The 12,637-nt window shown below is 68.0% G+C and carries 15 protein-coding genes; 8 read left to right on the top strand and 7 right to left on the bottom strand.

Annotated features, from left to right (window positions below; translation table 11 throughout):
• Positions 1 to 7 precede the first annotated feature (7 nt).
• The 3 genes from hsaD to hsaB are packed head-to-tail and all read left to right on the top strand — an operon-like array spanning position 8 to position 2,383.
• Positions 8 to 883 carry a 4,5:9,10-diseco-3-hydroxy-5,9,17-trioxoandrosta-1(10),2-diene-4-oate hydrolase gene (gene hsaD, locus ACFSJG_RS26195; RefSeq protein WP_378488178.1) on the top strand — a complete coding sequence of 292 codons (876 nt, stop codon included), beginning with the start codon at positions 8 to 10 and terminating at the stop codon, positions 881 to 883.
• A gap of 1 nt (position 884) precedes the next feature.
• Positions 885 to 1,784 carry an iron-dependent extradiol dioxygenase HsaC gene (gene hsaC / locus ACFSJG_RS26190; protein ID WP_378488177.1) on the top strand — a complete coding sequence of 300 codons (900 nt, stop codon included), beginning with the start codon at positions 885 to 887 and terminating at the stop codon, positions 1,782 to 1,784.
• A gap of 23 nt (positions 1,785 to 1,807) precedes the next feature.
• The gene (hsaB, locus tag ACFSJG_RS26185) at positions 1,808 to 2,383 is read left to right on the top strand and encodes a 3-hydroxy-9,10-secoandrosta-1,3,5(10)-triene-9,17-dione monooxygenase reductase subunit (protein WP_378488176.1); all 576 of its coding nucleotides are present in this window, start codon (positions 1,808 to 1,810) and stop codon (positions 2,381 to 2,383) included.
• Between the two features lie 109 nt (positions 2,384 to 2,492).
• Here the strand turns inward: hsaB and ACFSJG_RS26180 are convergent, their stop codons facing one another.
• Positions 2,493 to 3,527, bottom strand: a complete 1,035-nt coding sequence (locus ACFSJG_RS26180) for a 2Fe-2S iron-sulfur cluster-binding protein (RefSeq protein WP_378488175.1) — start codon at positions 3,525 to 3,527, stop codon at positions 2,493 to 2,495.
• A 168-nt stretch (positions 3,528 to 3,695) separates the two neighbouring features.
• Here ACFSJG_RS26180 and ACFSJG_RS26175 point away from each other — a divergent pair, with 168 nt between their 5' ends.
• A complete protein-coding gene (locus ACFSJG_RS26175; protein WP_378488174.1) occupies positions 3,696 to 4,571 on the top strand; it encodes an SDR family NAD(P)-dependent oxidoreductase in 876 nt (291 codons plus the stop codon).
• Positions 4,572 to 4,631: 60 nt separating this feature from the next.
• Here ACFSJG_RS26175 and ACFSJG_RS26170 read toward each other — a convergent pair whose 3' ends face one another.
• Positions 4,632 to 6,665, bottom strand: a complete 2,034-nt coding sequence (locus ACFSJG_RS26170; protein ID WP_378488173.1) for a neutral/alkaline ceramidase — start codon at positions 6,663 to 6,665, stop codon at positions 4,632 to 4,634.
• A 306-nt stretch (positions 6,666 to 6,971) separates the two neighbouring features.
• On the opposite strand from ACFSJG_RS26170, the gene ACFSJG_RS26165 reads away from it, so the two are divergent.
• Positions 6,972 to 7,412, top strand: coding sequence for an SRPBCC family protein (locus ACFSJG_RS26165; RefSeq protein WP_378488172.1), 441 nt, complete (start codon positions 6,972 to 6,974; stop codon positions 7,410 to 7,412).
• Between the two features lie 3 nt (positions 7,413 to 7,415).
• Here ACFSJG_RS26165 and ACFSJG_RS26160 read toward each other — a convergent pair whose 3' ends face one another.
• A complete protein-coding gene (locus ACFSJG_RS26160) occupies positions 7,416 to 8,144 on the bottom strand; it encodes an acetoacetate decarboxylase family protein (RefSeq protein WP_378488171.1) in 729 nt (242 codons plus the stop codon).
• Positions 8,141 to 8,998 carry an SDR family oxidoreductase gene (locus tag ACFSJG_RS26155; protein WP_378488170.1) on the bottom strand — a complete coding sequence of 286 codons (858 nt, stop codon included), beginning with the start codon at positions 8,996 to 8,998 and terminating at the stop codon, positions 8,141 to 8,143. The genes ACFSJG_RS26160 and ACFSJG_RS26155 overlap by 4 nt, the downstream gene beginning before the upstream one ends.
• A gap of 164 nt (positions 8,999 to 9,162) precedes the next feature.
• On the opposite strand from ACFSJG_RS26155, the gene ACFSJG_RS26150 reads away from it, so the two are divergent.
• Both ACFSJG_RS26150 and ACFSJG_RS26145 read left to right on the top strand, forming a co-directional pair.
• Positions 9,163 to 10,335, top strand: coding sequence for a cytochrome P450 (locus ACFSJG_RS26150; protein ID WP_378488169.1), 1,173 nt, complete (start codon positions 9,163 to 9,165; stop codon positions 10,333 to 10,335).
• A 70-nt stretch (positions 10,336 to 10,405) separates the two neighbouring features.
• A complete protein-coding gene (locus ACFSJG_RS26145; RefSeq protein WP_378488168.1) occupies positions 10,406 to 10,672 on the top strand; it encodes a hypothetical protein in 267 nt (88 codons plus the stop codon).
• A 16-nt stretch (positions 10,673 to 10,688) separates the two neighbouring features.
• Here the strand turns inward: ACFSJG_RS26145 and ACFSJG_RS26140 are convergent, their stop codons facing one another.
• On the bottom strand, positions 10,689 to 11,036 hold the full coding sequence (locus ACFSJG_RS26140; RefSeq protein ID WP_378488167.1) for a DoxX family protein: 348 nt from the start codon (positions 11,034 to 11,036) through the stop codon (positions 10,689 to 10,691).
• 155 nt (positions 11,037 to 11,191) lie between these two features.
• Between ACFSJG_RS26140 and ACFSJG_RS26135 the strand changes: the two genes are divergently transcribed.
• A complete protein-coding gene (locus tag ACFSJG_RS26135) occupies positions 11,192 to 11,524 on the top strand; it encodes a winged helix-turn-helix transcriptional regulator (RefSeq protein ID WP_378488166.1) in 333 nt (110 codons plus the stop codon).
• A gap of 38 nt (positions 11,525 to 11,562) precedes the next feature.
• On the opposite strand, the gene ACFSJG_RS26130 is transcribed toward ACFSJG_RS26135, so the two are convergent.
• The gene (locus ACFSJG_RS26130) at positions 11,563 to 12,057 is read right to left on the bottom strand and encodes an OsmC family protein (protein WP_378488165.1); all 495 of its coding nucleotides are present in this window, start codon (positions 12,055 to 12,057) and stop codon (positions 11,563 to 11,565) included.
• A gap of 42 nt (positions 12,058 to 12,099) precedes the next feature.
• Positions 12,100 to 12,585, bottom strand: coding sequence for a nuclear transport factor 2 family protein (locus ACFSJG_RS26125; RefSeq protein WP_378488164.1), 486 nt, complete (start codon positions 12,583 to 12,585; stop codon positions 12,100 to 12,102).
• Positions 12,586 to 12,637 lie beyond the last annotated feature (52 nt).

The raw sequence follows: 12,637 nt of genomic DNA, 5'->3' as shown, positions 1-12,637 counted from the left end.
GGTACCGATGACCACGACCGAAGAACTGACCTACGAGTCGACCTCGCGCTTCGCGCAGGTCCGCCCGGACCTCAAGCTCCACTACCACGAGGCGGGCGTCGGCAACGGCCCGACGATCGTGCTGCTGCACGGTGGCGGACCCGGCGCGTCCTCGTGGTCGAACTTCTCGAAGAACATCCCGGTCCTCGCCGAGCACTTCCACGTGCTCGCCGTCGACCAGCCCGGTTACGGCAAGTCCGACAAGCCGACCGAGCACCCGCAGTACTTCGTGCACAGCTCGTCGGCACTGAAGGATCTGCTCGACACCATCGGGGTCACCGATCGCGTTCACCTGCTGGGCAATTCGCTCGGCGGCGGCGCGGCGGTGCGGTTCGCGCTCGACTACCCGGATCGCGCGGGCCGACTCGTCCTCATGGGTCCGGGTGGCCTCAGCGTCAACCTGTTCGCGCCCGACCCGACCGAGGGCGTCAAGAACCTCGGCAAGTTCAGCTACCAGCCGACCCGCGAGAACCTCGAGGCGTTCCTGCGGATCATGGTGTTCGACCAGTCGCTGATCACCCCGGAACTGGTCGAGGAGCGCTTCGCCTCCGCCAGCACCCCCGAGTCGCTCGCCGCCGCGAAGGCGATGGGCAAGTCGTTCTCGAGCGGAGAGTTCGAGAAGGGCATGCTCTGGCGCGACGCCTACAAGCTGCGCCAGCGGGTGCTGCTCATCTGGGGCCGTGAGGACCGCGTCAACCCGCTCGACGGTGCGCTCGTCGCGCTGAAGATGATCCCGCGCGCACAGCTGCACGTGTTCGGCGGCTGCGGCCACTGGGCGCAGCTGGAGAAGTTCGACGAGTTCAACAGGCTCGCCACCGACTTCCTCCAGGAAGGGGGCAACTGAGATGGGTATCCGTTCGCTGGGATACATGCGCATCGAGGCCACCGACATGGCGGCCTGGCGCGACTACGGTCTCAAGGTCCTCGGCATGGTCGAGGGCAAGGGCACCAACCCCGACGCCTTGTACCTGCGGATGGACGACTTCCCCGCCCGGCTCGTGATTGTGCCCGGCGAGCACGACCGCCTGCAGGTGTCCGGCTGGGAGACCGCCAACGCCGCTGAGCTGCAGGAGGTCCGGGACAGCCTCGCCGCGGCCGGCGTGCCGTTCAAGGAGGGCACCGCCGAGCAGTTGGCGGACCGCCGCGTGGTCGAGCTGATCACCTTCGAGGACGTTTCCGGCAACACGCTCGAGGTGTTCCACGGGGTGGCGCTGGAGCACCGTCGGGTGGTCAGTCCGTACGGCCACAAGTTCGTCACCGGCGAGCAGGGCCTCGGCCACGTGGTGCTCACCACCAACGACGACGAGGCGTCGCTGCGGTTCTATCGGGACGTGCTCGGCTTCTCGCTGCGAGACTCGATGCGCCTTCCCCCGCAGATGGTCGGACGGCCCGCGGACGGTGAGCCGGCGTGGCTGCGATTCCTCGGGTGCAACCCGCGGCACCACAGCCTCGCGTTCCTGCCGCTGCCGAACCCGACGGGCATCGTGCACCTGATGATCGAGGTCGAGAACTCCGACGACGTCGGACTCTGCCTCGACCGTGCACTGCGCAAGAACGTCAAGATGTCGGCGTCACTCGGCAGGCACGTCAACGACCAGATGCTGTCGTTCTACATGAAGACGCCGGGCGGGTTCGACGTCGAATTCGGTTGCGAAGGACTCGAAGTCGAGGACGACAGCTGGATCGCCCGGGAGAGCACGGCGGTCAGCCTGTGGGGCCACGACTTCACGGTGGGATTCAAGTAGTGAGCTCCAACGAGGAGGCGGTGATGTCCGAAACGGCGGTGTCGGAGGCGGCGATCGATCCGCGCCAGTTCCGAACGGTGCTCGGGCAGTTCTGCACCGGCGTCACCATCATCACGACGGTGGACGACGGTGAGCCGGTCGGGTTCGCGTGCCAGTCCTTCGCGGCGCTGTCACTGGAACCGCCGCTGGTGCTGTTCTGCCCGACGAAGGGGTCGCGGTCCTGGGCCGCGATCGAGCGGACCGGGAAGTTCTGCGTCAACGTGCTTGCCGAGGAGCAACAGACTGTCTGCGCCCGCTTCGGCTCCCGTGAACCGGACAAGTTCGCGGGGATCGGGTGGACGCCGTCGCCCCTCGGGTCGCCGATCATCGACGGCTCGCTCGCGCACATCGACTGCACAGTCGAGACGGTGCACGACGGCGGCGACCACTTCGTCGTGTTCGGTCGGGTCTCCTCGCTCAGTGAAGTGAAAACCGAACGGCCGCTGCTGTTCTACCGCGGCCAGTACACCGCGATCGAGCCCGACAAGACGGTGCCGGCTCCGTGGCGGGACGACCTCGAGGCGTTCCTCACCGCGACCACCGAGGACACCTGGCTGTAGGGCCTGCCCACTCCACACGACGAAGCCCGCCACGGAAATCCGTGGCGGGCTTCGTCGTTCCGGCCGGGAGTTGTCCACAGTTTTCGGACTTGTCCACAGTGCCTGGGGATTACTCGAATTCGACCTCGAGGACGTCGGCGCGCGGCAGCGCCTGGCACGCCAGGATGTAGCCGTCCGCGATGTCGTCCTCCTCGAGAACCTGGTTGTTCACCATCTCCACCGAACCCGCGGTCAGGCGGCACTCGCACGACGCGCAGACGCCCTCCGCGCAGGAGGACGGCACGACGATGCCGTTCGCGTCGAGCGCCTGCAGCAGTCGCTGGTTGGCGGGCCACTGCACGGTGTGTTCCTCGCCGCCCTTGCGCACGGTCACCGTCGAGACCGCGACGGGCTCGGACGTCGGGGCGGGTTCGGACTCGTCGGTGTCGGCGAACGGGTCCGATCCGAGTGACGTGAAGCGTTCGATGTGCAGACGTTCGCGAGGAAAATCCATCGCGGACAGCGCCTTCCGGGTGCAGTCCATGAACGGTTGCGGTCCGCACACGAAGACCTCGTCGAAGTCCCAGCTCCGGAACAGGTCGGTGAGACCGTCGGCGGTCGGCCGACCCTGGATGGTTTCGATCCAGTGCTCGACCCACAGTCGGTCGGGGTGCTGCGCGCACAGGGAGCGCAGTTCTTCCTCGAAGATGACCGACTGCTCGTCACGGTTGGCGTAGAACAGCACCACCTCACCGTTGCCTGCGCCGAGCACGGACTTGAGGATCGACATGATCGGCGTGACACCGCTCCCGCCCGCGACGAGCAGGTAGCGCGCGTCCAGTCCCTTCGGTGTGAACACGCCGGACGGTTCGAGGACCTCGATCTCGACGCCGCGGCGCGCGTTGTCGCACAGCCAGTTCGAGCCGAGGCCCTGATCGACCCGCTTGATGGTGATCTTGAGGTCGTCGTCCAGTCCCGGCGCGCTGGCCAGGGAGTAACAGCGGGCGTGCGTCGTGCCGGGGATCCTCAGCGTGAGGAACTGCCCGGGGCGGTAGGCGAAACGGTCGCGGATGGTGGCGTCGATCTCGAACACCACCGACCGGGCATCGGCGGTCTCCTCGATCACGTCGCTCACCCGGAGGCGGTGGATCGTCGGTGCGGGCATGCGGTGCGCTCCCGTGCGTCGGCTGGTTGGCATGAACGGAAACCGTTCGATCGATCGGATCGACCCAATGTGCCGTTCACCTCAAATGGACAGGTGTCTGGACTGTAGTCTGTACCGATGTACGGGCGCAACGGCCAGGCGCCGGAGACGAGGACGGGAGTGGACCGAATGGATACCGACGTGGAGCGTCACCTGCTCGGACGCGCGGCGATCGTGACGGGGTCGAGTCGTGGAATCGGGCGCAGCGTCGCCCACGCGCTCGCCGCGCAGGGCGCCGCGGTGGTGGTCAACGGCCGTGACGGCGCGGTCGCGCAGGCCGTGGCCGACGAGATCCGGGCGTCCGGTGGACGTGCGGTCGCGGTCGCGGGCTCGGCGGCGTCCCGGCCGGTCGCGCAGGCGCTGGTGGATGCCGCCCGCGACGAGTTCGGAGCCGTCGACGTCCTCGTCAACTGCGCCGGTGTCGCGGAACCGGCCGGGTCGACCATCCTCACCGTCACCGACGAGGAGTGGGACGACCTCATCGACGCGCACCTGACGGCGACCTTCCGCACGTGCCGGCTCGTCGCACCGTTGATGGCCGAGCGCGGCGTCGGGGCGATCGTCAACACCAGCTCGTTCGCCTTCCTCGGCGACTACGGCGGCACCGGCTATCCGGCGGGCAAGGGCGCGGTCAACAGCCTCACACTCGCGATCGCAGCCGAACTGGCCGAGTCCGGAGTGCGCGCCAACGTCGTGTGCCCCGGCGCGAAGACCCGGCTGTCGGAGGGGGACGAGTACACCGCGCACATCGAGGAGCTGCATCGCCGCGGAATGCTCGACGACGCGTCCCGCTACGGTTCGCTCAACCCGGCCCCACCGGAGTACGTCGCGCAGCTGTACGCGTTCCTCGCGAGCGATCTCGCGAAGTCGATCACCGGTCAGATCTTCGTCGGGTCGGGTGGATTCGTCGGTCGTTTCGACCGCGCCGCACCGACCGTGCTCGCATACCGCGACCACAACTCCGAGCCGCCGTGGTCCCTCGACAACCTCGCCGCGAAGCTGTAGGCGGCTTCGCCACCTGTGCGCACTTTTGGTAGGCGGAGCTACCAAAAGTGCGCACAGGTCCTAGACCGTGAAGGTGGCGGAGGTGCCCGTGAACGGGGTGATCGAGCCGTCGCCGCCCCGGCTGTCGCCGAAGTGCTGGATCCGATAGGTGCCGGGTGGTGTTCCGTCCGGCACGTCCCAGGTGATTCGCGCGACGGAGGCGTTCGCGCCTTCCCGGCGCCACCGGTACTTCGTCGACCAGTCACCGTCGTCCGCGTGCCGGGTCCAGTTCGCGCCGTCGAGGCGCTGGACCTCGAAGAACGTGCCGCCTCGGTGCAGGTTGTTCTGTGGATGGCCGGTCACGAACTCGGCCACCACCCGACCGCCTGCCGACGCCGCGGCCGGCTGGACCAGGACGTCGCCGAACCGACGGCCCGCGAGCGGTGCGTCCGCCGGGACCTGCGGTCCGAAGTACGGCTGGAACCCGGACAGGTCGCGGGGCGCCGGGCCGCGGGCGACGTCGCCGCCGGACCGCATCGCGGCGGCGATCGTCGCGTAGCCCTGCTGGTAGGCGGGAAGGGTGTTGCGGCCGAACAGCGTCGAGCCGCCCTCGTACTGCTGCGCCTCGTACTCCTCCGGCGTCGTGCAGTAGCTCGAGTACGAATTCGCGTAGCCCTGGAAGATCACGTTCTCCAGCGGCACACCGAGTTCCTCCGCGACGGTCCGGCGGATGCGCAGGCCCGACACGATGGTGAACTCGGCGGGCCCGCCGACCACGTAGACGTCGCCGATCCGGAGGATCTGGATCTTCAGCACGTGCGGAACCCAGCCGTCGGGCGGGAGCAGTCCGACGGCGATCAGCACGAGTTTCGGTGCCTGTGCATCCGCCAGCCAGTTGGGCACGGGCGCGTTCATGCCGCCGAGTGCGTCGACGAGCGGGTTGCGGGTGCCCTCCGGGAAGATCGGGATCGCCGGCCCGTCCTCGGTGCTGCCCGCGGCCATCGCCGCGCCGACACACGCCGGCGCCGTACGTCGCTGCTGTCCGTCCGGGGTGAACCGCCCGTCGACCACCTGGTTGGCCATGTCGAGGTACATCACGCGACTGTCGACCGTCGTCGCGGACATCGGCTCGGCACCGGCGAAAGCCGTTCGCGCCGCACGAACCTGGCGCTCACCGATGATGCGGGTGTTCTCGAACTCGTCGTCGGTCGGTCCCTTGCCCGGTTCGAGGTGCAGGTTCGGGGACATGTCCCCGGAGTTCGTCTGCGGAAAGCAGGCCACGAAACTCGGTGGGCCGTCGAGATAGCGGACGCCCTCGCCGTCGTGCTCCCAGAAGTACGCGGCCGCGCCCTTGTTGTCCCCGGAGATCAGATGGTTCTCGTTGGTCAGCGACGCGCAGTGCGTGGCGAACCAGTTGATCGCGCCGACGTCGGCGCCGTTCTGGGCGATGCGCAACGTCCGCATCGACGTGTCGATCCCGAGCGGGTAGTAGTCCTTGTCGCGCTGCGGGTTCCGGTCGAAGGCGAGGCGGGACCGGTTGACGCTGGCATCGGTCAGTTCGCTGCGGCCGTACGCGACGGTGCCGGGGGCGAGGTTGTCGTGCGCGGCGGTGATCGCTTCGACGATGCCGTCGACCTCTGCCTGGAACGTCAACGGCTGGAAGCCGAGGTTGGCGAGGGTGTAGGCGTAGTCGTGTGACGCGCCGCCGCACGCGGCGTGCGAGTGCACGGCGCTGAGCATGACGTTGCGTTCGGTGTACGCCCCGCCGAACGCGTTGTGCAGTCGGCGGAGCACCTCGTCGTGGACCGACTGGAAGACCATGCAGGTGTCGACGCAGACGTACACCACGCGCGAGTCGGCGGCGTCGGCGAAGACGTAGGCGCGGGCCCGTGTCCGCTGGTGCAGACCTTCCGCGACCTGGTCGAAGCTGGAGTACCCCATCATGCCGTTCTCCGCGACCGGCCCGGTCACGTCGGCGATGCCGACACCGACCCGGAGGCCCGAGCCGGACGGGGCCGTGCGGAGTGGTCCGGCCTGAGCGGAACCGGTACCCAGGGCGGCGAGTGCCGGAGCGGCGGCGGCGCCGGCGAGCACACTGCGTCGACTGATCTTCACTGCGGAAATCCTTTGCAAGCCTGCCGAAATCCAAGTTGGTCAAGTGTCCAGAAGACACCTCACACGAGAACCGGCCAATTGGCAAGGCCCGCGCGACCCTTCTGTCGTGACCGGCGCCGGGACTACCATGAGAACGCCAGAAGGATCGACGTCGGGGATTCGAGCGGGCATGCGCGAGTACGCGGGCCCGCGGTGACCGACAGTGCCGTGCCGCCCTCCACTGTGATGCCCCGTGTGCCCGACCGAGGTCACATCCTCGCGTGTCCACCGCACCCGGCGTACACGCATCGACAGGCAGGAACTGTCATGGCTGACACCCTCAAGGTCGAGGAATCGATCATGATCGCGCGTCCGATCGACGACGTGTTCGAGTACATGTCCGACCCCGACAACGCGGCGTCCTGGACCAACAATCTCGTCGAGTACAGCGTGGACGGCGAACCCGACGAGCTCGGGACCGTGACGTCCTACGTGGTCAAGGTTGCCGGTCTCCGGCTGCAGGGGACCGAGGAACTCACCGGCTACGAGAAGGACAAGTCTCGGACCTATCGCTCCAAGGACTCGAAGATCGGCTACGAACGCACGCTCGAGTTCGCCGTCGACGGCGTGCACACGCGGGTGACCTGGCGGCAGGAGGCCGAGGCGGGCACCGGTCTGTTCAAGTTCGCCGATTCCATCGTGCAGAAGCTGTACGCCCGGGACGTGCGCGGAAACCTCGAGAACGTCAAGACGATCCTGGAAGCCTGACCGTCACACCGCTGTCGCGTCTCCGAACGTCATCTTCAGATCGGGGATGGCGGTGGTCATCAGTGCGCGTCGCGGCAGCCCGATGGACCGCAGCTCGTCCGCGATCGGATGCGATCCGAGCGTCACCTCCGCGCCGCCGAGGCGGGTTCGGACGCCGCTCGGGTTCATCTCCCAGGACGTGCAGCGCGTGATGCCGTCGATGTGCGAGTACGCCTGCATCGTCGTGCTGGTGGTTCCGCCGGGCAGCCGGTAGCCCCGGTTGACCGTGAGGTCCGCGATGAGCTGACCGTCCTGGCTGACAGACGCGCGCTTCACGTCCGACGCGTGGTCGGCGGTGAAGTCCGCGAGCACCTTCGGGAAACCCCAGATGCCACGCCCGGCGGCGAGGGTGAAGTCGCCGTCGACGGGGAGCTGGTGGATCAGCGCCCCGGCACCGCCGGTGGCCAGCGCGCGGAGATCGCCGGCGACCGATCCGCCGCGAGTCCGGTGGTCGCGCACCATGAACACGACACCGAACTCGTTGTACGGGCCGAGATCGCCGTCCACGTAGTCGACGAACACCAGCCCGCACAGGCCGCGACCGGGCCGGAACTGCAGGATCTCCAGGCCGGTCGGGTCGATCAGTTGTTGTGCCGCCGCGGTGGGGACCGAGTACATCGCCATGAACGCCGTCGCCCGCCGGATCTGCACGGGCATCTCGACCGTCCGGCCGAGGATCTCGTGCGCGGTCACGGCGCCACCACCCCGCGCAGGCCGTCGGCGCCGTACACCTGCTCGAGCAGCGAGGTGAAATCGGGACCGCGGCGCAGCATCTGGCCGCCGTCGACGTTGATGACCTGGCCCGTGATCCACGTCGACTCGTCACCGAGCAGGAAGCGGGCGAGCCGGGCGATGTCCTCGGGTTCACCGATGCGGGGCAGCGGCGTGCACTCCTGGTAGTCCTCGAGCAGCGGACCGCCGTCGGTGATGACGGTGACGAGGTCGGTGCGCGTGAGGCCCGGTCGGATGCAGTTGGCGCGCACGTTGCTAGCCCCGAGCTCGTCGGCGGCCAGCTGGACGAGGTGATCGACACCGGACTTTGACACCCCGTAGGCGCCGAACCACCGGTGCGTGTTGCTGCTGGCGATCGAGGAGATCGCGACGAACGACCCGCCGCCACCGCGTACCAGTTCGCGCGCGGAGTGCTTGAGGGTGAGCATTGTTCCGGTGACGTTCAGTTCGACGGTCCGGCGCCAGGCGTCGACGTCGATCTGGGTGACCGGCGCGATGGTCTCGTTTCCGCCTGCACAGGCCACCGCGCCGTCGAGCCGGCCGGTGATCGCCGTCGCGGCGGCGACGGCCTGCTCGACCTGCTCCTCGACGGTGACGTCGGCGGCGTGGCAGGTGACCGAGCCGCCGTGTTCGGCGGTGATCGACGCTGCGGCGGCGGCGAGCTTCTCCTCGGTGCGGCCGACGATGGTGACGTGGGCGCCGGACCGGGCGAGCAGGTCGGCGACCCCGAGTCCGATGCCGCTCCCGCCTCCCGTGACCAGGATCGACTTACCCCGCAGGCCGTCGGCGCTGCCGGTGTTCACTGGGACGTTCATGTTCCGTGAGGCTCCCCTCGGCTCGTGTGATCGGTGCGGCCATCCGGCACGTGGTGGAACCTGTTCTACCAGTGCGGCCCGATTTTTGATATGCATTGCATCGGAAGGACGTACGCTCCGTCGACACCTGTCACGAGCGTGAACGGACCGAGGGGACTGACGCGATGCGACCCGACATCGATCTGGCCGACGGACGATTCCATGCGGGCAAGCTGGGTGATCCGCGACGCGACTACGCCTGGATGCGCGCGAACGAGCCGGTGTTCCGCGACCGGAACGGACTGGCGGGTGCGACGAGCCACGCGGCGGTGATCGACGCCGAGCGCGACGCGGGCCTGTTCTCCAACGCGGGCGGTATCCGTCCCGACGTGCCGGCGATGCCCCACATGATCGACATGGACGACCCCGAGCACCTGAACCGTCGCAAGCTCGTCAACACCGGTTTCACCCGCAAACAGGTCGAGGCGAAGATCGACGACATCGGCCGGATCTGTGACGAGCTGATCGACGCCGTCGTGGACAAGGGGGAGTGCGACTTCGTCCGCGATCTGGCGGCGCCGCTGCCGATGGCGGTGATCGGGGACATGCTCGGTGTGCGTCCACACGAGCGGGCGATGTTCCTGGAGTGGAGCGACGACCTCGTGAAGGCGCAGGGCACCAACGCCTCCGACGAGATGATCGCGAAGATGATGTCCGCCTACGTGTCCTACGTCGACTTCACGATGCGGACGATCGCGGCGCGGCGCTCGGAACCCACCGACGATCTGATCAGCACGCTGGTGCACGCCGAGATCGACGGTGACCGGCTGACGGACGAGGAGATCGTCGCCGAGACGCTGCTCATCCTGATCGGCGGAGACGAGACCACCCGGCACGTCCTCAGTGGCGGGATGGAGCAGCTGCTCCGCAACCCGGAACAGCGGGACAAGGTGGTGTCCGATCGGTCACTGCTGCCGTCGGCGCTCGAGGAGATGCTGCGCTGGGTGTCCCCGGTGAAGAACATGTGCCGCACCGTCACCCGCGACGTCGAGTTCCACGGGACGCAGCTTCGGGCGGGCGAGAAGATGATGCTGCTGTTCGAGGCGGCGAACTTCGACGAGGCAGTGTTCGAGGACCCCGAGACCTTCGACATCGACCGAAATCCGAACCCGCACATCGCCTTCGGCTTCGGCTCCCACTTCTGCCTCGGCAACCAGTTGGCCCGGCTCGAGGGCCGGCTGATGTTCGAACGACTGCTCGACCGGATTCCGGCGATGGAGTTGGGGACCGACGCGCCGCTGCCCCGCCGGCCGGCCAACTTCGTCACCGGGATCGAGGAGATGCCGGTTCGCTGGTGAGGCCGGTCCGCTGGTGATGCGGACCGGGCCGACCGGCCTTACTCTGCCAACACCGAAAGGAGCGCGCAGCATGGACACCGCAACGGTTTTCACCGCCTATTTCGAGAAGCACGACACCCCGCAGGTCGTCTGGGACGACGCGGAACTCTTCGGTGCGCGCGCGTTCGGACACATTCGGGTCGTTCAGGAATCGACCGGAGCCGACGCCGACGACGTCCTGCACGACTGGTCGCCGGACTGGTCGCCCGACGTGCTCGACAACGCCCTCGTACTCGCCGGGTGGCGGCGCCGCGGGGAGTGGCGGCACCGGTACGTGTGCGCCGTCGAGCGCCTGTGACCCGTCGGTCGGCTGCTCAGGCCGCGAGCGGGGCGAGCACTGCCGCTGCGGCGGCGACGAGCATGAGCACGCCTGCGGGTGCGATCGCCTTGTCGTTCGCGCGCAGGTGGACGATCACCGCGCCGACGAAGTAGGCGACGACACCGATCGCGGCGGCGACGCCGATCGGCCACCAGAACAGGCCGGCGACCAGACCGATCGCGCCCGCGATCTCCGCGACGGCGAGCAGCCAGATCTTGTCGACCGGAAAGTTCAGCTTGGTCATGTTCTCGACCTGCTGGGGGTTCTTGCTCAGCTTTCCGGCGGCCGAGGCGAGGAGGGCGAGGGCGAGCAGGACGGACACGATGGCTGCGGCGATGAACACGGGTGACTCCTGGGGGGATTGGTGCCGCCGATTCGGCGGCGGAGATTGCCGGCACACCCGGCACGCTTCTAAAAAACTAGCAACATCGGAGAAGCTAGCTCACTTCGGAAAAACTAGCAACTAGGGGTGTGCGAGCCGACGGGTAGGCTAGGGCAATGCCGAAGGACGCCGAACACCACGAACCGCGCGCATGCGACGCGGGCCTGAGTCGGGCGTTCGCCTTCCTGGGGAAGCGCTGGAACGGCGTCATCATCGGCACCCTGGTGCAGGGGCCGGCCGGATTCTCCGAGCTCAAACGGGCTGTCGCGGGAATCAGCGACTCGGTGCTGTCCGAGCGGCTGACCGAGCTGACCGCCGCCGGACTTGTGCAGCGCACGGTCGACGAGGGACCGCCCGTGACCGTCGTCTACCGCGCCACACCCGCGAGCGAAGCGCTGATCCCCGCGCTCGACGCGATCGCGGTCTGGGCACGGGACAACCTCGACTAGCTTGCGCTCGGACGGGACCTGGTAGAGGTTGCTCCGCGTCAGCGCTCGACCCGGGTGGTGGGCCGGTGCCGGACCTCGAAGTTCACCGACCGGGCGATGAAGCACATCTCGTTCGCCTTCTCGTGCAGGGACTCGATCGTGGCCGGCAGGTCCCCGGCGAGGGTGTCACGTGGATCCAGGGCTCGCACGGTGACGTCGGGGTTGAGTGTGACCTCGGTGAACTGTCCTGCGCCGCCGGGTTCCTCGACCATCGTCCCGGTGGGACCGTCGGTGTACTCGGTGACCACGATCCCGGCCGACGAGGCCAGGCTCAGGAACCAGAGCATGTGGCACTGGGCCAACGATGCGACCAGCAGCTCCTCGGGGTTCCATAGCGCAGGGTCACCCCGGAAGGAGGGATCGGAGCTGCCGAGCAGGTCGGGCTTCGCCGGGGCCGAGACCAGGTGCTCGCGCCCGTAGGCGCGGTGATCGGCCGTGCCGACGCCCCGGTTCCCGGTCCAGGCGACGGTGAGGGCGTAGTGGTGTTCGCGCACGCGCCGATCCTCCCCTGAATGCTGCGCCACCCGAAACCAGGACTAGGACGTGGTCTGGCCGCCCGCCCACATGTGGGACAGGAACTGGTGGCTCGGGATGTCGTCGAGCGACACCAGCGACTCGTAGATCCGCTGGTAGGAGGTGTGGGTGATGCGCCAGCGGCCGTCCTCGTCGCGGCGGTAGCGGTCCGTGTAGTAGCCCGCACCGCGGATCAGGCTCTTGGCGTCGGGCACGATCACCGTGTCCTCGAAGCACCACGACCCGGTCGCGGTGTCGCCCTCGACCGCGATCTCCGGATGCGTCGCGACGTGGACAGTCGTGATCGACGTGCCGAGGGTCTGGCTCATGAACCCGGCCAACGCCTCTCGCCCGTCGAAGACGAGTGGATCGTTGAGGGCGTGGGTGCCGTACTCGGCGACCACGTCAACCGCGAGGGTGTCCGCGAACTCGTCCCACCGCTTCAGGTCCAGTGTCCGGAAGTACCGGTATTTGAGCTGACGGATCTCTTCGAGCGCTGCCAGGTCCATTGACGGAGTGTGGCACCGAGTCGGCTCGGGTGTGCGCGATTCCATCGAATTC

The sequence above is a fragment of the Rhodococcus gannanensis genome (genome assembly GCF_042681175.1).
Classification (GTDB): domain Bacteria; phylum Actinomycetota; class Actinomycetes; order Mycobacteriales; family Mycobacteriaceae; genus Rhodococcus_G; species Rhodococcus_G gannanensis.
The sequence above is the reverse complement of the archived record's forward strand: the minus strand, read 5'-3'. Positions and strand labels throughout refer to the sequence as shown.

What these genes read in the sequence shown, in the direction of transcription:
- ACFSJG_RS26155 (WP_378488170.1), bottom strand. Translation starts at nt 8,998, where the DNA reads ATGAACGTCCCAGTGAACACCGGCAGCGCCGACGGCCTGCGGGGTAAG.
- ACFSJG_RS26175 (WP_378488174.1), top strand. Translation starts at nt 3,696, where the DNA reads ATGGATACCGACGTGGAGCGTCACCTGCTCGGACGCGCGGCGATCGTG.
- ACFSJG_RS26165 (WP_378488172.1), top strand. Translation starts at nt 6,972, where the DNA reads ATGGCTGACACCCTCAAGGTCGAGGAATCGATCATGATCGCGCGTCCG.
- ACFSJG_RS26125 (WP_378488164.1), bottom strand. Translation starts at nt 12,585, where the DNA reads ATGGACCTGGCAGCGCTCGAAGAGATCCGTCAGCTCAAATACCGGTAC.
- ACFSJG_RS26180 (WP_378488175.1), bottom strand. Translation starts at nt 3,527, where the DNA reads ATGCCCGCACCGACGATCCACCGCCTCCGGGTGAGCGACGTGATCGAG.
- hsaB (WP_378488176.1), top strand. Translation starts at nt 1,808, where the DNA reads ATGTCCGAAACGGCGGTGTCGGAGGCGGCGATCGATCCGCGCCAGTTC.
- hsaD (WP_378488178.1), top strand. Translation starts at nt 8, where the DNA reads ATGACCACGACCGAAGAACTGACCTACGAGTCGACCTCGCGCTTCGCG.
- ACFSJG_RS26135 (WP_378488166.1), top strand. Translation starts at nt 11,192, where the DNA reads ATGCCGAAGGACGCCGAACACCACGAACCGCGCGCATGCGACGCGGGC.
- ACFSJG_RS26145 (WP_378488168.1), top strand. Translation starts at nt 10,406, where the DNA reads ATGGACACCGCAACGGTTTTCACCGCCTATTTCGAGAAGCACGACACC.
- ACFSJG_RS26150 (WP_378488169.1), top strand. Translation starts at nt 9,163, where the DNA reads ATGCGACCCGACATCGATCTGGCCGACGGACGATTCCATGCGGGCAAG.
- hsaC (WP_378488177.1), top strand. Translation starts at nt 885, where the DNA reads ATGGGTATCCGTTCGCTGGGATACATGCGCATCGAGGCCACCGACATG.